Source organism: Burkholderia sp. BCC1993 (assembly GCF_905339865.1).
Classification (GTDB): Bacteria; Pseudomonadota; Gammaproteobacteria; order Burkholderiales; family Burkholderiaceae; genus Burkholderia.
Map to the genome: position 1 here is coordinate 145,032 of NZ_CAJPGZ010000014.1, position 18,921 is coordinate 163,952.

Annotated in this window: 17 protein-coding genes; 1 reads left to right on the forward strand and 16 read right to left on the reverse strand. The window is 65.0% G+C overall.

The genetic code is table 11. The annotated features are described in order from the left end of the window. Positions 1-429 precede the first annotated feature (429 nt). Entirely contained in the window at positions 430-2,691 is a 2,262-nt protein-coding gene (locus U4Y91_RS23960) for a primosomal protein N' (RefSeq protein ID WP_321807157.1), read from the reverse strand. A gap of 448 nt (positions 2,692-3,139) precedes the next feature. Continuing rightward, positions 3,140-4,234 carry a uroporphyrinogen decarboxylase gene (gene hemE / locus U4Y91_RS23965; protein WP_311766328.1) on the reverse strand — a complete coding sequence of 365 codons (1,095 nt, stop codon included), beginning with the start codon at positions 4,232-4,234 and terminating at the stop codon, positions 3,140-3,142. A 149-nt stretch (positions 4,235-4,383) separates the two neighbouring features. Here hemE and U4Y91_RS23970 point away from each other — a divergent pair, with 149 nt between their 5' ends. Next, a complete protein-coding gene (locus U4Y91_RS23970; RefSeq protein ID WP_321807158.1) occupies positions 4,384-5,205 on the forward strand; it encodes a transporter substrate-binding domain-containing protein in 822 nt (273 codons plus the stop codon). 730 nt (positions 5,206-5,935) lie between these two features. Here the strand turns inward: U4Y91_RS23970 and U4Y91_RS23975 are convergent. The 14 genes from U4Y91_RS23975 to U4Y91_RS24040 all read right to left on the reverse strand — a co-directional run bounded on the left by U4Y91_RS23975 (position 5,936) and on the right by U4Y91_RS24040 (position 18,897). Beyond that, complete coding sequence (locus U4Y91_RS23975) at positions 5,936-7,663, reverse strand: AMP-binding protein (protein ID WP_321807159.1); 1,728 nt, start codon at positions 7,661-7,663, stop codon at positions 5,936-5,938. 258 nt (positions 7,664-7,921) lie between these two features. Then, positions 7,922-8,347 (reverse strand): F0F1 ATP synthase subunit epsilon, encoded by a 426-nt coding sequence (locus U4Y91_RS23980; protein ID WP_006477288.1) that lies wholly within the window; start codon positions 8,345-8,347, stop codon positions 7,922-7,924. A 153-nt stretch (positions 8,348-8,500) separates the two neighbouring features. Beyond that, entirely contained in the window at positions 8,501-9,895 is a 1,395-nt protein-coding gene (gene atpD, locus U4Y91_RS23985; protein ID WP_321802036.1) for a F0F1 ATP synthase subunit beta, read from the reverse strand. Positions 9,896-9,961: 66 nt separating this feature from the next. Continuing rightward, a complete protein-coding gene (gene atpG / locus U4Y91_RS23990; protein WP_057927954.1) occupies positions 9,962-10,837 on the reverse strand; it encodes a F0F1 ATP synthase subunit gamma in 876 nt (291 codons plus the stop codon). Positions 10,838-10,906: 69 nt separating this feature from the next. Then, positions 10,907-12,448, reverse strand: a complete 1,542-nt coding sequence (atpA, locus tag U4Y91_RS23995; protein ID WP_014895499.1) for a F0F1 ATP synthase subunit alpha — start codon at positions 12,446-12,448, stop codon at positions 10,907-10,909. Between the two features lie 44 nt (positions 12,449-12,492). After that, entirely contained in the window at positions 12,493-13,032 is a 540-nt protein-coding gene (locus U4Y91_RS24000) for a F0F1 ATP synthase subunit delta (protein WP_014895498.1), read from the reverse strand. A 2-nt stretch (positions 13,033-13,034) separates the two neighbouring features. After that, positions 13,035-13,505 (reverse strand): F0F1 ATP synthase subunit B, encoded by a 471-nt coding sequence (locus U4Y91_RS24005; protein WP_006751767.1) that lies wholly within the window; start codon positions 13,503-13,505, stop codon positions 13,035-13,037. A 129-nt stretch (positions 13,506-13,634) separates the two neighbouring features. Next, positions 13,635-13,907, reverse strand: coding sequence for a F0F1 ATP synthase subunit C (gene atpE / locus U4Y91_RS24010; protein ID WP_021160442.1), 273 nt, complete (start codon positions 13,905-13,907; stop codon positions 13,635-13,637). 75 nt (positions 13,908-13,982) lie between these two features. Beyond that, on the reverse strand, positions 13,983-14,834 hold the full coding sequence (atpB, locus tag U4Y91_RS24015; RefSeq protein WP_321807225.1) for a F0F1 ATP synthase subunit A: 852 nt from the start codon (positions 14,832-14,834) through the stop codon (positions 13,983-13,985). Positions 14,835-14,953: 119 nt separating this feature from the next. After that, complete coding sequence (locus U4Y91_RS24020; RefSeq protein WP_321807160.1) at positions 14,954-15,478, reverse strand: ATP synthase subunit I; 525 nt, start codon at positions 15,476-15,478, stop codon at positions 14,954-14,956. A 324-nt stretch (positions 15,479-15,802) separates the two neighbouring features. Further along, positions 15,803-15,931: a hypothetical protein gene (locus U4Y91_RS24025; protein WP_321807161.1), complete on the reverse strand. Its 129-nt coding sequence runs from the start codon at positions 15,929-15,931 to the stop codon at positions 15,803-15,805. Positions 15,932-16,048: 117 nt separating this feature from the next. Beyond that, entirely contained in the window at positions 16,049-17,131 is a 1,083-nt protein-coding gene (locus tag U4Y91_RS24030; protein WP_321807226.1) for an SLC13 family permease, read from the reverse strand. A 61-nt stretch (positions 17,132-17,192) separates the two neighbouring features. Beyond that, positions 17,193-18,086, reverse strand: a complete 894-nt coding sequence (locus U4Y91_RS24035; RefSeq protein ID WP_321807162.1) for a ParB/RepB/Spo0J family partition protein — start codon at positions 18,084-18,086, stop codon at positions 17,193-17,195. Positions 18,087-18,117: 31 nt separating this feature from the next. After that, on the reverse strand, positions 18,118-18,897 hold the full coding sequence (locus U4Y91_RS24040; RefSeq protein WP_044845234.1) for a ParA family protein: 780 nt from the start codon (positions 18,895-18,897) through the stop codon (positions 18,118-18,120). Positions 18,898-18,921 lie beyond the last annotated feature (24 nt).

The following is an 18,921-nucleotide window of genomic DNA, read 5'->3' on the forward strand; positions in this document are numbered from 1 at the left end:
TTATAAGGTCGCAACCTAGGGGTTGCCCGTGGTCGGCGGATCGGTGTTTTCCCTGATCGAGGGCGAGTTGGCGCGCGTGGGCAACCTTCGGTGTGCGCGGCGGAGGGGAAAGACGGGTTGCACTGGCCGGAACGGCGGGTACCGCAGGCAGGTATGGAACGCGCGTCCGGCAGGGATTGCATGCCGCTCGGCGGGGTCGGCGGGTCGGCGGGTCGGCGGGTCGGCGGGTCGGCGGGTCGGCGGGTCGGCGGGTCGGCGGGTCGGCGGGTCGGCGGGTCGGCGGGTCGGCGGGTCGGCAGCTCGGCAGCTCGGCAGCTCGGCAGCTCGGCAGCTCGGCAGCTCGGCAGCTCGGCAGCTCGGCAGCTCGGCAGCTCGGCCGGCTCGATGCCGAGGAAGCGGCGCGCGACACGACGACCGCCGCCGCACCACTCAGATATCCAGCGGATCGACCTCGACGCTCCAGCGCAGCACGCCCTTCAGCGCACGCAGTTCCGGCTGCCATGCGCGCAGCGCGTGCTGCAGCGCGGCCCGCGACGCGCTTTCGAGCAGCAGTTGCGCGCGGTGGACGTTCGCGACCTTCACGATCGTCATCGGCACCGCGTCGTACACGGTCACGCGATCGGCACCCGGCAGCCCCGGCAACGCGGCCGCGGCCTGCAGCAGGAACGCGAGCGCCGCGTCGAGCGTGCGCCCTTCGGCGCGCAGCAGCGCCTGGTAGACGAACGGTGGCAGGTGCGCGTCGCGGCGCTCGCCGAGCGTCGAGTTCGCGAAGCCGACGTAATCCTGCCGGCCGAGCGCGTGATACAGCGCGTGACGCGGATAACGCGTCTGCACGAGCACCTCGCCCGGCAGCCCCGCGCGCCCCGCGCGGCCGCTCACCTGCATCAGCTGCGCGAACAGCCGCTCGCTCGCGCGGAAGTCGTGCGAGAACAGCGCGGTGTCGGCATTGAGCACGCCGACGAGCGACACGCGCTGGAAGTCGTGCCCCTTCGCGATCATCTGCGTGCCGACCAGAATGTCGACTTCACCGGCGTGCACATCCGAGAACAGCGCCTGCGCACTGCCCTTGCGCCGCGTGCTGTCCGCGTCGATCCGCAGGATCCGTGCGCCCGGCACGGCCTCGGCGAGCGCCTCCTCGATGCGCTGCGTGCCGCGCCCGAGCGGCGCGATGTCGACGTTCCCGCATTCCGGGCACGAACGCGGAATGCGCGCTTCCCAGCCGCAGTGATGGCAGCGCAACGCGTGCTCGGGTTTGTGCAGCACGACATAGGCGCTGCAGCGCGGGCAACCGGCGACCCAGCCGCACGCGTCGCACGCAAGCTGCGGTGCGTAGCCGCGCCGGTTCAGGAACACGAGGCTCTGCTCGCCGCGCTCGAGCCGCGCCTTCAGCGCCGCGACGAGCGGCCCCGACAGCCCGCCCATCGACGCGCGCCCGCGCCGCCGCTCCTCTTCGAGATCGATCAGCCGCACGGTCGGCAGCGTCGCGTCGGCCACCGCGCGGCGCGACAGCGTGAGGCGCGTGTAGCGCCCCTGCTCGGCCTGCCACCAGGTCTCGAGCGACGGTGTCGCCGAACCGAGCACGACCGGAATGCCGAGATGCTTCGCGCGCCACACCGCGAGATCGCGCGCCGAATAGCGCAGCCCTTCCTGCTGCTTGTACGCGGGCTCGTGCTCCTCGTCGACGACGATCAGCGCGAGCGTCGGCAGCGACGCGAGCACCGCGAGCCGCGTGCCGAGCACGATCCGCGCGCGGCCCGTGTGCGCGGCGAGCCAGTTGCGCGCCCGTTCGCCTTCGGCGAGCCCGCTGTGCAGCGTGACGATCGCGTCGTCGGCGAGCGTGCCCGCGAAGCGCGCGCGAAACGCGGCCTCGAACTGCGGCGTCAGGTTGATTTCGGGTACCAGCACGAGCGCCTGCGCGTCGGGCCGCGCATCGAGCAACGCGGCGAGCGCATGCAGATACACCTCGGTCTTGCCGCTGCCGGTCACGCCATGCAGCAGGAACGGCGCGAAGCCCTGCGCGGCGCGGATCGCGTCGAGCGCCTCGGCCTGCTGGTCGGTGAGCGCCGGCGGCACAGTTCGTCCACCGGTTGTCGACAGGTTATCCACAGCTTTGGGCACAGCTGCGTCGGCCCAGCCGATTTCCTCGATCGCGACCCAGCCGCGCGCCGCCCAGTCGTCGAGCGTGGCCGCCGCCTTCGGATGCAATGCGCGCGCATCGGGCAGCGTCAGCGAATCGGTGTCGGCGAGTGCCTGCGCGAGCCGCCGCAACGCGGCCCCGCGCGCGGGCAGTGCATCGGGCAGCGCCGTGCGGCCGGCTTCGGTCAGCCGGTGACGCACCTCGGGCGCCAGCAGCCGCCCCCAGCGCTCCGCGTCGCGCAGCGCCTGCGGCAACGCCGGCAGCGCGACTTCACCGCGACCGCGCTGGTAGTAGTCGGCCGCGAAGGAGACGAGCGCAAGCCAGTCCGGCGCCAGCGGCGGCAGCTCGGTACAGATCGCGTCGATCGCCCGCAAGCGGGACGGCGGCACGTCGGTGTGAGTCGTCACTTCGCAGACGAGGCCGACGACCTGCCGCTTGCCGAACGGCACCTGCACGAGGGTGCCGGGCTCGGGCGCCGGCTGGACGTCGCAGCGGTAGTCGAACAGGGTGGCGAGCGGATGGTCGAGGGCGACCCGCAGGTAGGTGCCGTCCATCACCGCGCTCCGGCGGCAGCGCACAGCGCACGGACGACTTGCATCCGAGTCCGCATCACGGTGGCGAACTTAAAGTAAACCTTCAGATTCGGCGCTAAGTTTTGGATTCGCATTAGGAATCGCCGTATACCCTGACCAGCCTGTGGATAACTTTGTTGAGAACTCCCCGTCCAATCGCCGCAAAGCGCGCGGGGCCGTGCTTTCCGCTGTTTCCGGCCGCCGTGTGCCGCGCCCCGCGGAGCCTTATTCCATAAGGCTGCTATTCAAATTACCCAACCATAGCGAGACAATTCGACCGATACAGGGCTCTACCGCGCTGCAACGTGGAAAATGTGCATAAGTCAAGTCTTGACAAGCCATGGATCGGCAACCTGGGCGGGGTTGCGCCCTGTTTAGCGCGGACAGCGAAACGCTGTCACCCCGCAGTGCAGCATGACAGCGCTTGCGCTCAGCCCGCCGCTCCGCTACGGATCTTGCGGCTGTGGGTGTGCACTTCGTCGACGAGCTCGGCGACGTGATCGGGCGACGTGAACTGCGAGATGCCGTGGCCGAGGTTGAATACGTGGCCGGGATGATTGCCGTAGCTGTCGAGTACCGCGCGCGCCTGCTCGCGCACCGCGGCCGGCGGCGCAAACAGGATCGTCGGGTCGAGGTTGCCCTGCAGCGCGACGCGCCCCGCGACGCGTTCGCGCGCGGCGCCGAGGTTGACCGTCCAGTCGAGCCCGACCGCGTCGACGCCGGTCGCCGCGATTTCCTCGAGCCACAGCCCGCCGCCCTTCGTGAACGTGATCACCGGCACGCGCTCGCCGTCATGCTCGCGCTTCAGTTGCGCGACCACGCGACGGATGTAGTCCAGCGAGAAGCGCTGGTATGCGCCGTCCGCCAGCGCGCCGCCCCACGTATCGAAGATCATCACGGCCTGCGCGCCGGCTTCGATCTGCGCGTTCAGGTACGCGGCCACAGCCTGCGCGTTCACGTCGAGGATGCGGTGCATCAGGTCGGGGCGCGAATACGCCATCGACTTCACCGTGCGGAAGTCGTCCGACCCGCCGCCTTCGACCATGTAGCACGCGAGCGTCCACGGGCTGCCCGAGAAGCCGATCAGCGGCACGCGCTGGCGGCCCTGGCCGTCGGTCAGCGCGCGGCGAATCTCGCGCACGGCGCCCGTCACGTAGCCGAGCGTTTCCTCGATGTCGGGCACCGCGAGCTTCGCGACATCGGCCTCGGTGCGCACCGGATGCGCGAACTTCGGCCCTTCGCCGACCTGGAAGTCGAGGCCGAGGCCCATCGCGTCGGGAATCGTCAGGATGTCCGAGAACAGGATCGCGGCGTCGAGCGGGAAGCGCTCGAGCGGCTGCAGCGTCACTTCGGTCGCGTAATCGGGATTCTTCGCGAGGCCGAGGAAGCTGCCGGCGCGCGCGCGCGTCGCGTTGTACTCGGGCAGGTAGCGGCCGGCCTGGCGCATCAGCCAGATCGGCGTGTAGTCGGTCGGCTCGCGCAGAAGCGCACGCAGGAAGGTGTCGTTGAGCAGGGTATGGGCCACGGTAGGAGCGACGATGCGAGGGCAAAGCGGCATTTTACCGGAGCGGGGCCGCACGGCTGCGTATGTCGATGCGATGGCGGCCATATGACGCGCGCGATGGCTCCGTTATGATCGGACGCTGATATCGAACCGATCCACGGAGGAGACCGATGAAGACACTTGCCACGCGGGCCGCGCGGGCCGCGCTCGCCGCCGCCACCCTGCTTTGCTGCGCCGCCGCGCACGCGCAGGGTACGGCCACGACAGCGCCGGCGTCAGCCGCTGCAGCCGGCTCGCGGCTCGACGACGTGCTCGCCCGCGGCACGCTGCGCGTGTGCACGACGGGCGACTACAAGCCGTACTCGTACTACCGGAGCGACAGCCGCTTCGAGGGCATCGACATCGACATGGCCGAGTCGCTCGCGAAATCGCTCGGCGTGAAGGCCGACTTCGTGAAGACGAGCTGGTCGAACCTCACCAACGACTTCGTTGCGAAGTGCGATATCGCGGTGGGCGGCGTGTCGACGACGCTCGAGCGCCAGAAGCGCGTGTTCTTCACGCAGCCGTACGTGGTCGACGGCAAGACGCCGATCGTGCGCTGCGCGGACGCCGACAAGTACCAGACCGTCGCGCAGATCGACCGGCCCGAGACCCGCGTGATCGTGAACCCGGGCGGCACCAACGAGCGCTTCGCGAAGCAGTTCTTCACGCGCGCGAACCTGACCGTCTACCCTGACAACGTGACGATCTTCAAGCAGATCCTCGCGGGCAAGGCGGACGTCATGGTGACGGACGCATCCGAGACGCTGCTGCAGCAAAAGCTGAATCCGGGCCTGTGCTCGGTGCACCCGGACAAGCCGTTCCAGTTCGGTGAAAAGGCGTACATGGTGCCGCGCGGCGACGTCGTGTTCCAGCAGTACGTCGACCAGTGGCTGCACCTCGCGCTGTCGACCGGCGAATACCAGGCGATCGCCGACAAGTGGCTGAAGTAAGCGCGATCGCGGGCGGCAACGGCGGTCGATAGCAGACACGACCCCGCTATTGCGGCCGGCGAACGGGGCGCGGGCGGCGGTAGCCGTCCGCTGCACCGCCGTTACACATCGGCGCAGCGGGCTGCAGGCGGAAAACCGCGCAAATCGGCCGAATGGCCGACTACCGCGCGCGCCGATCACGTTTCAAAATCTTTCTGACGAATGAGTCGTCATATGCGGTATCTGCCGCGCGATGCACATTCGGGCGTGTAAATCGGCCATTCATTGATGCCGATACGCATGAAAAACGCATTATGTGCAACCGCTGAAAACTCTGCGGAAAAGATAAGTAAATATGACCTTTTTCAGGACCCCGAAAACAGCAAAAAATCCCGGAAAGCCTTATCTGGCGGGCGTTACAACCTGAAACACTTTGTTACCGCGAGGGGTGAGCAATTCGCCCACAATGGCCTCAACGGTTTCAACACGGATGCGGTCTCGTGTGCCAAGTGTGAGCGGACGCGAAGCGCTGCGAGCCAGTCGGTCACGTACCGAAGCCCTTCCGAGGGGCATCCCTGTTGGAGTCGTTTCCGGCTCCCCGCCGGATCCGGTTTCATCTTTGGTCTCCTCGCGCTAACCCCGTAGCGTGTGGTTTTTAGCGGGCTAATAAGCCCGCTTTTTTTCGTCCATCGAAAACGCAACGGCCCGCAGGCCGCCGCGTTTTTTCCTGCCGCCGGGCCAACTGGTCCTCTCACGCGGTCTTCTGCACGTCCAGCTTCAGTTCCTCGATCATCCGGTCGCGCATCACGAACTTCTGCACCTTGCCCGTCACCGTCATCGGCAGCTCGTCGACGAAGCGGATGTAGCGCGGAATCTTGTAGTGCGCGATCTGGCCGCTGCAGAACGCGCGCACGTCGTCCTCGGTCATCTGCTCGTCCGCGCGCAGCACGATCCACGCGCACAGCTCCTCGCCGTACTTCGCATCGGGCACGCCGAACACCTGCGCGCTCTGAATCTTCGGATGCCTGAACAGGAATTCCTCGATCTCGCGCGGATACACGTTCTCGCCACCGCGGATCACCATGTCCTTCAGCCGGCCGACGATGTTGCAGTAGCCGTCCGCGTCGAGCGTCGCGAGGTCGCCCGTATGCATCCAGCCGTCGACCAGCACCTCGCGCGTCTTCGCGTCGTCGTCCCAATAGCCGAGCATCACCGAATAGCCCTTCGTGCACAGCTCGCCCGTCGCGCCGACCGGCACGATCTCGCCGTTCGGATCGACGATCTTCACCTCCAGGTGCGGCTGGATGCGCCCGACCGTCGTCGTGCGCTTCTCGAGCGGATCGTCGGTCGAGCTCTGGAACGACACGGGGCTCGTCTCCGTCATCCCGTACGCGATCGTGATCTCCGACAAATGCATCTGCGACACGACGCGCTTCATCGTCTCGATCGGGCACGGCGAGCCGGCCATGATGCCGGTGCGCAGCGTCGACAGGTCGAACTTCGCGAAGTCCGGATGATCGAGCTCCGCGATGAACATCGTCGGCACGCCATGCAGCGCGGTACAGCGTTCGTCGGCCACGGCCGCGAGCGTCGCGACCGGATCGAACGCCTCGCCGGGAAACACCATCGCCGCGCCCTTCGACACGCACGCGAGCACGGCCAGCACCATCCCGAAGCAGTGATACAGCGGCACCGGGATGCAGAGCGAATCCTGTTCGCTGAAGCGCATCGCCGCCGCGATCGAGCGTGCGTTGTTGACGACGTTGCGGTGCGTGAGCGTCGCGCCCTTCGGGCTGCCGGTCGTGCCGCTCGTGAACTGGATGTTGATCGGCTCGGTGGCCGTGAGCGTCGCGCCGATCGCGTCGAGCCGCGCGACATCGAGCGTGTCGCGGCCGCGCGCCATCACATCGGCAAAGCGGAACATGCCGGCCGGCGCCGCCTCACCCATCGACACGACCGTGCGCAGGCTCGGCACGCGCGCCGCGTGCAGGTCGCCCGGCGTCGCGCTCGCCAGCTCCGGCGCGATGGTCTGCAGCATCTCGACGTACGCGGACGTCTTGAAGCGCTCGGCCGCGATCACGGCCTTGCAGCCGACCTTGTTCAGCGCGTATTCGAGTTCCGCGAGCCGGTAGGCCGGGTTGATGTTGACGAGCACCGCGCCGATCCGCGCGGTCGCGAACTGCGTGAGCAGCCATTCGCTGCGGTTCGGCGACCAGATGCCGACGCAATCGCCCTTCACGATCCCGAGCGCCGCAAGGCCCGCCGCGAGCACGTCGACCTCGTGTGCGAATTCGCGCCAGGTCCAGCGCACCTGCTGTTCGCGGAACACGACGGCCGGACGATCGGGAAAGCGGCCGGCCGTGTCGAGCAGGAACCGGCTGATCGTCGCTTCGGATAGCGGCACGTCGGTCGCGCCGCGCACGTACGACAGTCCGTTTTCGGGCGCGATCAGCGCCCCCTTGCCAAGGTCTGCTGCCATCGATGTCTCCGTCCGTTTTGTCTGATCGGCCCGGCGCGCGGCTCGCGCGCGTGCCTGCTCCGCCACGATCGCGGCGGACTGCCTCTGCCCGGATGATGCCGCGCTCTGCTGACGACACTCTGACAGCAAATCGCGGCGGACGGATGAAATAGCACGACCGGACGATACGATCCGGCCCGCAAAAAACAGACGAAACCGACGGGCGAAAAAAAAGCAGCCCGAAGGCTGCTTTCTTTTCGCGGGATACGCGCGCGCGGCTCAGTGCCGGCTGCGGATCTTCGCCAGACGCTGGATCGCTTCGAGCTGCGCCATCGCGGTCGCGAGCTCGGATTGCGCCTTTGCGAGGTCGAGGTCCGACTTCGCGTTCTGCAGCGTTTCCTCGGCACGCTTGCGCGCTTCCTCGGCTTTCGCCGCGTCGAGGTCCTTGCCGCGGATCGCGGTATCGGCGAGCACCGTCACGGCGCCCGGCTGCACTTCGAGAATGCCGCCTGCGACGAACACGAATTCGTCGTTGCCGCCCTCGACTTCGATGCGCACCGCACCCGGACGAATCCGGGTGATGAGCGGCGTGTGGCCCGGCAGAATGCCCAGCTCACCCGTTTCGCCCGGCAGCGCGACGAATTTCGCCTCGCCCGAGAAGATCTGCTCTTCCGCGCTGACGACGTCTACTTTGATGGTTGCCATATCGACTCCTGTCGATCGAAGCGAGCACTCGAGCGCTTACTCCGATCCCATGCACGGCGGGTTGAGCGTATTCCGTGGGCGCCTGTCCGCGAACGGATACCATCACGGTATCCGTCACGAACGTACCGGCGCCCGCTGCGTTACGCCTGACCCTTACGAGATCTTCTTGGCCTTTTCGAAGGCTTCGTCGATCGTGCCGACCATGTAGAACGCCTGTTCCGGCAGGTGGTCGCACTCGCCGTCGACGATCATCTTGAAGCCACGGATCGTTTCCTTCAGCGGCACGTACTTGCCCGGCGAGCCCGTGAACACTTCAGCGACGTGGAACGGCTGCGACAGGAAACGCTGGATCTTACGCGCACGTGCGACCGACAGCTTGTCTTCCGGCGACAGTTCGTCCATGCCCAGAATCGCGATGATGTCGCGCAGTTCCTTGTAGCGCTGCAGCGTCTGCTGAACGCGACGGGTGATCGAGTAGTGTTCTTCACCGATCACGTTCGGGTCGATCTGGCGCGACGTCGAGTCGAGCGGGTCGACCGCCGGGTAGATACCCAGCGAAGCGATGTCACGCGACAGAACGACGGTTGCGTCCAGGTGGCCGAAGGTGGTTGCCGGCGACGGGTCGGTCAAGTCGTCCGCAGGGACGTACACGGCCTGAACCGACGTAATCGAGCCCTTCTTGGTCGACGTGATGCGCTCTTGCAGCTTGCCCATTTCTTCAGCCAGCGTCGGCTGATAGCCCACTGCCGACGGCATACGGCCGAGCAGTGCCGACACTTCGGTACCGGCCAGCGTGAAACGGTAGATATTGTCGACGAAGAACAGCACGTCGAGGCCTTCGTCACGGAAGTGCTCGGCCATCGTCAGGCCGGTCAGCGCGACGCGCAGACGGTTGCCCGGCGGCTCGTTCATCTGGCCGTACACCAGCGCGACCTTGTCGAGAACGTTCGAGTCCTTCATTTCGTGGTAGAAGTCGTTCCCTTCACGGGTACGCTCGCCCACGCCCGCGAACACGGAGTAACCGCCGTGTTCCTTCGCGATGTTGTTGATGAGCTCCATCATGTTGACGGTCTTGCCCACGCCAGCACCGCCGAACAGGCCAACCTTGCCGCCCTTTGCGAACGGGCAGATCAGGTCGATAACCTTGATACCCGTTTCGAGCAGTTCGGTCGACGGCGACAGTTCGTCGAACGCCGGAGCCTTCTGGTGGATCGAACGCGTCGTTTCGCTCTCGATCGGGCCGGCTTCGTCGATCGGACGGCCGAGCACGTCCATGATACGACCGAGGGTCGGCTTGCCGACCGGAACCGAAATCGGCTTGCTCGTGTTCTTCACGGTCAGGCCGCGGCGCAGGCCGTCGGATGCACCCAGACAAATGGTACGGACCACGCCGTCGCCCAGCTGCTGCTGGACTTCGAGCGTCAGTTCCGAGCCATCGAGAATGAGCGCGTCGTAGATCTTCGGCATGCTGTCGCGCGGGAATTCCACGTCGATAACGGCGCCGATGCACTGTACGATCTTGCCTTCTACCAAAGCAGCAGTACTCATCGCTTTTCCTTTAAATACCTGATTCTTTACTCGCGCAAAGGCGCAGTTGTCGTCCGTGGCGCGCGCTTAAACAGCGGCTGCGCCGCCGACGATCTCCGACAGTTCTTTCGTAATCGCGGCCTGGCGGCTCTTGTTGTACACGAGCTGCAGTTCGCTGATCACCGTCTTCGCGTTGTCGGACGCGGCCTTCATCGCGACCATCCGCGCCGATTGCTCGGACGCCATGTTCTCCGCGACGGCCTGGTACACCAGCGCCTCGACGTAACGCACGAGCAGTTCGTCGACGACTGCCTGCGCGTCCGGCTCGTAGATGTAGTCCCACGACGTGGCCGGCGTACCGTCATCGGCTTCGAAGTGTTCCGACGACAGCGGCAGCAGCTGCTCGATCACGGCTTCCTGCTTCATCGTGTTGACGAAGCGCGTGTAAGCGATATAAACCGCCGACAGCTTGCCTTCCGAGTACAGATCGAGCTGCGTCTTCACGGCGCCGATCAGCTTGTCCAGATGCGGGGTGTCGCCGAGGTGCACGACCTGCGACATCACCTTCGCGCCGAAGCGGTTCAGGAACCCGAGGCCCTTGCTACCGATCGCGGTGGCTTCGACCTTCTGGCCCTTCTCTTCCAGCTCCTTGAACTTCTGCACCGTCGCACGCAGCACGTTGGTGTTCAGACCGCCGCACAGACCCTTGTCCGTCGTGACGAGGATGATGCCGGCCGTCTGCGCGCCGTCGTTTGCCACCATGAACGGGTGGCGGTACTCCGGGTTCGCACGGCTCATGTGCGCGGCGATGGCACGGACCTTGTCTGCGTACGGACGAGCGGCGCGCATGCGTTCCTGCGCGCGACGCATCTTCGATGCAGCCACCATCTCCATCGCCTTCGTGATCTTGCGCGTGTTCTGCACGCTCTTGATCTTGCCGCGAATTTCCTTCATTCCAGCCATAGCTTGCTCCTTGACCGAAGCGGCGCGGGCGCATCAGCACCCGCGCGGCCTCAGTGTGTCACTCGCGGATCAATAGGCACCGGACTTCTTGAAGGATTCGATCGCCGAGCGCAGCGCGCCTTCGTCGTCCTTCGAGAGATCCTTGGTGTCTTCGATGCGCTTGATGAGGTCAGCGTGGCTGGTCTTCAGGTTGTCGCGCAGGCCCTTCTCGAACGACAGCACTTGCTTGACGTCGAGATCGTCGAGGTAACCGTTGTTCGCGGCGTACAGCGACACGGCCAGTTCCCACACCTGCAGCGGCTGGTACTGCGGCTGCTTCAGCAGTTCCGTCACGCGGCGGCCGCGCTCGAGCTGCTTGCGGGTCGCTTCGTCGAGGTCCGATGCGAACTGCGCGAATGCGGCCAGTTCACGGTACTGCGCGAGGTCGGTACGGATACCGCCCGACAGCTTCTTCACGACCTTCGTCTGAGCGGCGCCACCGACTCGCGACACCGACACGCCGGCGTTGATTGCCGGGCGGATGCCTGCGTTGAACAGGTCGGTTTCCAGGAAGATCTGGCCGTCGGTAATCGAGATCACGTTCGTCGGAACGAACGCGGTCACGTCGCCAGCCTGCGTTTCGATGACCGGCAGTGCCGTCAGCGAGCCGCTCTTGCCCTTCACTTCGCCGTTCGTGAACTTCTCGACGTACTCTTCCGACACGCGAGCAGCACGCTCGAGCAGACGCGAGTGCAGATAGAACACGTCGCCCGGGTACGCTTCACGGCCCGGCGGGCGGCGCAGCAGCAGCGAGATCTGACGGTATGCCCACGCTTGCTTGGTCAAGTCGTCATAAATGATCAGTGCGTCTTGGCCACGGTCGCGGAAGTATTCGCCCATCGTGCAGCCGGCGTACGGTGCGAGGTACTGCATCGCTGCCGAATCCGAAGCCGAAGCGGCGACGACGATCGTGTATTCCATCGCGCCCGTTTCTTCGAGCTTGCGAACCACGTTCATGATCGACGAAGCCTTCTGGCCGATCGCGACGTAGATACAGATCAGGTCCTTGCCCTTCTGGTTGATGATCGCGTCGAGCGCCACCGCGGTCTTGCCGCACTGACGGTCGCCGATGATCAGCTCACGCTGGCCACGGCCGATCGGCACCATTGCGTCGATCGACTTGATGCCCGTCTGCACCGGCTGCGACACCGACTTACGCCAGATCACGCCCGGGGCGATCTTTTCGATCGCGTCGGTCAGCTTCGCGTTGACCGGGCCCTTGCCGTCGATCGGGTTGCCGAGCGCATCGACCACGCGGCCGACGAGTTCCGGACCAACCGGGACTTCGAGAATGCGGCCCGTCGTCTTGACGATGTCGCCTTCCGAGATGTGTTCGTATTCGCCGAGAATCACCGCGCCGACCGAGTCGCGCTCGAGGTTCAGCGCGAGGCCGAACGTGTTGCCCGGAAACTCGAGCATTTCGCCCTGCATCACGTCCGACAGGCCGTGGATACGCACGATACCGTCGGTCACGGAGATCACGGTGCCCTGGTTGCGAACGTCTGCGCTCGCTTCAAGGCCCTGGATCCGGCTCTTGATCAGCTCGCTGATCTCAGAGGGATTGAGTTGCATTATTCGCTCCTGATAGTCAATTCTGTTGCGTGCCGGCGTGGCGCTCAGGCGGTCAAGGCAGCCTGCATCGATGCGAGGCGCGCGCGAACCGAGGTGTCGAGCACTTCGTCGCCGACCGTCACGCGCACGCCGCCGATCAGCGACGAATCGACTTCGACCGTCGGCTTCAGCTTGCGCTTGAACTTGCGTTCGAGGCCAGAGACGAGGCTTTCGAGATCCGCGCCGTTCAGCGGGAACGCGCTCACGATCTCGGCGTCGGCTGCACCTTCACGTTCGTTCTTGAGCGCCTCGAACTGCTCGGCGATTTCCGGCAGCAGCGCGATGCGATGATTGTCGACCAGCATCTGCACGAAGTTCTTCGCTTCGGCGCCGGCCGCGACCGGCGACTTCACCGCAGCAAGCAGCAACTCGGCTACTTGCGTGCGCGTCACCTTCGGGCTCGACGCGACCGACAGCACTTCCGGCAGACGCGCAACCTGGGCCAGCTCTTGCACGAGCGTGGACCAGGCGGCGATGTCACCTCCCTCGGCCACGCGGAACAGCGCTTCTGCGTAAGGGCGGGCGATGGTTGCAAGTTCGGCCATGATCAGAGCTCGGCTTTCAGTTGATTCAGCAGTTGGGCGTGGGCCGTTTGATCGACTTCGCGCTTCAGGATCTGCTCGGCGCCCTTCACGGCCAGCGAGGCGACTTCGCCACGCAGCGCTTCGCGCGCCTTCACGATTTGCTGTTCTGCTTCCGCTTTCGCCTGGGCGACGATGCGGGCGGCTTCAGCCTGGGCGTTGGCCTTGATTTCCTCGGCGACCGCCTGCGCACGCTTTTCAGCGTCGGCGATGCGCTGCTGGCCGTCGTTGCGGGCCTGCGCGAGTTCCTGGTCCACGCGCTTGTGCGCTGCGTCGAGTTCCGCCTTGCCCTTCTCCGCGGCGGCGAGGCCGTCGGCGATCTTCTTCGAACGTTCGTCGAGGGCGTTGATCAACGGCGGCCACACGAATTTCATCGTGAACCACGCGAGGACCAGGAACACGACCATTTGCGCAAACAGAGTTGCGTTGAGATTCACGGTGTTTCCTTATCTGCTATTCCGGAAAAATGAAACGGTAAGGCGCTCATCGAGTTGCATTCGATCAGCGCCCCAAGTCTCCGTTCCGCCCTGCGCCGGCTCACGCCGGTCGCATATTTCCGAGGAACCTTAGCCTGCGACGAGCTTCGACAGGAGCGGGTTCGCGAACGCGAACAGCATTGCGACACCCACGCCGATCAGGAATGCAGCGTCGATCAGGCCGGCCAGCAGGAACATCTTCGTTTGCAGCGGGTTGATGAGTTCCGGCTGACGTGCGCAGGCTTCGATGTACTTGCCACCCATCAGCGCGATACCGATACAGGCGCCGATTGCACCCAGGCCGATGATGATGCCGATACCGATGGCGGTCAGACCCTGGATGTTGGCGATGTAAGCTTGCATGATCACTCCTTTGTGAAAAGACTTGGAACTGAGATTTAAAAAACTAAAACGGAAACTCTTTTTTGCACGCCGCGCTTAGTGCTTGTCGTGCGCTTGGCCGAGATACACCAGCGTCAGCATCATGAAGATGAATGCCTGCAACAGAACAATCAGGATGTGGAAGATTGCCCAGACGCTACCCGCGATCACATGACCAACGAAGCCGAGGAACGTTGCGTCGCCACCGAAGCTCCACATGCTGCCGAGCAGGGCGATCAACAGGAACAACAGCTCACCCGCGTACATGTTGCCGAACAGCCGCATGCCGAGGGAGACGGTCTTCGCGAGATATTCGACGATGTTGAGCGCGAGGTTCGGGATCCACAGCAGCGGGTGGGCACCGAACGGGGCCGACAGCAGCTCATGCACAAAGCCGCCCGCGCCCTTGATCTTGATGCTGTAGTAGATCATCAGGACGAACACGCCGAGCGCGATGCCGAGCGTGCCGTTCAGGTCGGCCGTCGGGACGATGCGATGGTGGGAAATCACGTCCGACAGACCGAGCAGGCCGATCACGCGGCCCGGCAGGTCGACCGGGAGGAAGTCGAGGGCGTTCATCAGCGCGACCCACACGAACACCGTGAGGGCGAGCGGAGCGATGAAGGTGCGGTTGCCGTGGACGATGGCCTTCGATTGGTCTTCGACCATTTCGACGAGCATCTCGATTGCGCACTGGAAACGGCCCGGCACGCCCGACGTCGCCTTGCGGGCGGCCAGACGCAGCAGGAGGATCGTCACGATGCCGCACACGATCGACCAGAACAACGTGTCAAGGTTCCAGACGTGGATGTCGAAAATCGACGTCTGATGCGAGGTGGAGAAATTCTGCAAGTGGTGCGCAATGTACTCGGACGGATCCGGACCGCGCGTGCCTTCGCTAGCTGCCATATCGTTAATGCCACCCAAATTGTCGAAAATCGTTTTGCCCCGTTCCGCAATACGCTATTGCCGCTATTGCGGGAACGGGCCGGCGCGGTTCGTTGTCGAAACCGCACGCTGCTTGTTGCTTACCGCCAGGCCAGCGCGATCCAGTACGTCTTCAGCACGACGAGGTAGGTGACGAGGAGTGCCGGCCAGTGCACGCCGGCATAGCCGTATGCCACTGCGGCGAACATCCCGACCGTCACGCCGAGCTTCAGGGCTTCGCCCATCACCCAGCTCATCACGGTGGCCGAGCCACCTGCCTTCAGTCGTGCCACGAACAACGCGCTTGGCACCCAGCCGATCGCCCCGCCCAGAAACGCGGATTGCGCAGCGGCGCCCGGCGACTTTGAAAACAGCCACCACGCCAGCGTTGCAACCAGGGACAAGACCACCTGCGCGATCACCACCTTGTAGGGGGTCACGCGCGACGGCTTGCTCACGTTCGGACCGAACAACCTCTCGGCTTCCGTCCGCGTGAGCGGAACGATGTTGTTCTCTTGCTGCTCGGCATCCCAGTCGTCATCGGACTCGCGCCGCTCGCCGGCCGCTGAAGCGGTGCGTTGCGCTCGGTGATCATCGTGCCTGTCGTTCGGCGCCTGACCCGCCATCGCAATCTTCCGCAAAATCCTTGAACCCGGCCCCTGCTTTCCGAAAGCTTTCAGGGGTGCCTAGCTAACAAATCCGGGCGATTGTAAGCGATAGTTGCAAGTGATTCAAGGCTTTAGACGCGACAAAAACCTGCGTAAAACGACGCCTCATCATGTGAAAAACGCGCGAATCCACGACGTACGATGACAGTTGTAAGGTCGCTTTTTTGCACTGGTATTTCTTGCCCGAAAAAGTCCGGCGACGAGGCAATGACGCGGCATCGACGCCTGGCGCGGGCGACACCGGCGCGACGCGTTTGCAGCAGGAATTCCGCTGTGACGCGATCACAAAAAATGATCCGGCGCAGCGATGCGGAGAAGAGGAAATACTGTGACCACCGCGTCGAGCGCGATGCGCGAAATACGCTCGAATGCGAGCGCGTCGATGCCTGCAATCAGTTGTTGTGCCGCCACAGTCGATCGACTGTGGATCGCCGTACTTATCAACAGCCCGGCTTCTCACCCACCGCGAATGCTGTGCCCCACCCCTTCAAGCTTGCAGCACGCCTGCACCGCAGGCGGCCGCATGGCTTAACCGCGCATGAGCAACCACGCACCCAATGCGGCGCTCACGAGCGCGAACGGGATCGACACGAGGTGAAACGGCAGCCACATGCGCGGCTCCTTCGCGAGACGCACCGCGATCAGGTTCGCGAGCGAACCGATCGCGAAACCGAAACCGCCGACCGATACGCCGAACGCGAGCGCCCGCCAGTCGTGCGTGAATTCCGACAGCAGGATCGCCGCCGGCACGTTGCTGATGCCCTGTGACAGCACCGCGCCTGCCGCAAACACGCGCAGCGGCGAATCGAGGTGCGTTCGCGCGATCGCGTCGTGGACGACGGGCAGCGCGGCCGCGCTGCGCAGCACGACGAACATCAGCACGAAGATCAGCAGCAGCAGCCAGTCGATCTTCAGGACTGCATCACGTCTTGCCACCAGCAGCGCGATCACGACGGCGATCAGACCCGGCACGGGATGGTGCGCGTCGGCGAGCAGCACGAACGCACCGAACAGCACCGCCGCGAGCAACGCATGCAGGCGCTGGACGGGTACGGCCTGGACGTCTCCCGACAGGTCGAGCGGCTTCGCGCGAAACGCACACGCCGTCAGCACGAGCAGCAGCGCCATCAGCGCCAGCGCGAGCGGCCCGAGCGTGACGACGAAGCCCCCGAACGACACGCCGCTCAATTGCCACAGGAACAGGTTCTGGGGATTGCCGAGCGGAGTCGCGACGGACCCCGCATTGACGGCCAGCGCGACCACGATCACGAGCCGCCGGAAAGGCAGCGGCGTCAGCATGCGCAGCGACACCATCAGCGGCACGACGACGAACAGCGCGACATCGTTGGTGAGCCACATCGCGAGCGCCGCCGCGAACACGACGAGCAGCATCGCAAGCCCGCGCTCGGAATGCACGTGATGCACGATGCGATGCGCGAGCCACATCAGGCACCCGGACAGCTCGAGCGCCTTGGTCAGCATCAGCAGGCCCGCGAGCGTCGCGACGGTCTGCCAGTCGACGAGACCGACCAACGTGGCAATTGGTTGCGGACGCAACCATTGAAGAATAATCAGCGCAAGCGCGAGCACCGCAAGCACCGGCTCCTGCATCAGCCATCCGAGCCATCGGCGCGGCGCTGCCGCGCCCGTGTTCTCCGTCAATCGCACCTCGTTACTCTTCCGTCGCGACGTTGCCGCGAAGGCGCGCGAGAATGCCCTCGAGCGCATCGAGGTTGCCGAAGTCGATCAGCACCTGCCCTCGCCCGCGGCGGCCGAGCTTGATCTTCACCGTCGACGCGAGCAGGTCGGACAACTCTTCCTCGAGACGGCGCGTGTCGCGGCCGCCGTCATCCTTCGCCCGCGCCTTCACCGCCGGCGCTTCCTTCGTCGTATGCGCGACCAGCTTCTCGGTCTCGCGCACCGACATGCGCTTGTTGACGACCTGGTGCGCGAGCGTGATCTGCGTCGCGGCGTCGACCGCGAGCAGCGCACGCGCGTGCCCCATGTCGAGATCGCCGGCCAGCAGCATCGTCTGCACCGGCGAGGCGAGGTTCAGCAGGCGCAGCAGGTTCGATACCGCGCTGCGCGAACGGCCGACCGATTCGGCCGCCTGTTCGTGCGTGAAACCGAACTCGTCGAGCAGACGCTGGATACCGTGCGCCTCTTCCAGCGGGTTCAGGTCCTCGCGCTGGATGTTCTCGATCAGCGCCATCGCCGCGGCGGCCTGATCGGACACGTCCTTCACGAGCACCGGCACTTCGTCGAGGCCGGCCAGGCGTGCCGCGCGGAAACGCCGCTCGCCTGCGATGATCTCGTATTTATCGGTCGAAATGGGCCGTACCAGGATCGGCTGCATCACGCCTTGCGCGCGAATGCTGGCCGCCAGCTCCTGCAGGCTGCCTTCGTCCATCCGCGTCCGCGGCTGGTACTTGCCTGCCTGCAGCTTGCCGAGCGCGAGCGTGTTCGGCGCCCCTTCGATCTTCACCGCTTCGGTGATGTCCGCACTGCCGCCGAGCAGCGCTTCGAGGCCACGTCCCAAGCCCTTCTTCTTTGGTACCGCGTTCATGTCTTTCTTCCTCGCTTCGCTCATGTCCGGCTCACGACACCTCGAACGCGCGCACGCGATCGATCATCTCGGCACCGAACTGGAGATACGCCTGCGCACCGCGCGAGTTGCGGTCGAACACGACGCCCGGCAACCCGTAACTCGGCGCTTCCGCGAGGCGCACGTTGCGCGGAATCACCGCGTCGAACACCTTGTCGCCGAAGTGCGCTTTCAGTTGATCGGAGACTTGCTGCTGCAGCGTGATGCGCGGATCGAACATCACGCGCAACAAGCCGATGATCTTCAGGTCGCGGTTCATGTTCGCGTGGACCTGCTTGATCGTGTTGACGAGATCCGACAACCCCTCCAGCGCGAAGTACTCGCACTGCATCGGGATCACGACGCCATGCGCCGCGCACAGCCCGTTCAGCGTCAGCAGCGACAGCGTCGGCGGGCAATCGATCAGCACGAAGTCGTAGTCGTCGGCCACATGCTCGAGCGCAGCCTTCAACCGACGCTCGCGGTTGTCGATGCTGATCAGTTCGATCTCGGCACCCGACAGCTCGCGGTTGGCCGGCAGCACGTCGTACGTGACGCCCTCCGGACGCACGCGCGCGTCCGTCACCGAGACGCCGTCAACCAGCACTTCGTACACGGTCGACTCGCAGGCGGCCTTGTCGATCCCGCTACCCATCGTCGCGTTGCCCTGCGGGTCGAGATCGATCAGCAGGACTCGTTGCTCCTGCGCTGCAAGGCTTGCGGCGAGATTGACCGATGTCGTCGTCTTGCCGACGCCCCCCTTCTGGTTCGCAACGCAGAAGATCTTTGCCATCGTTGGTGTGTTCCCTTTACCTTC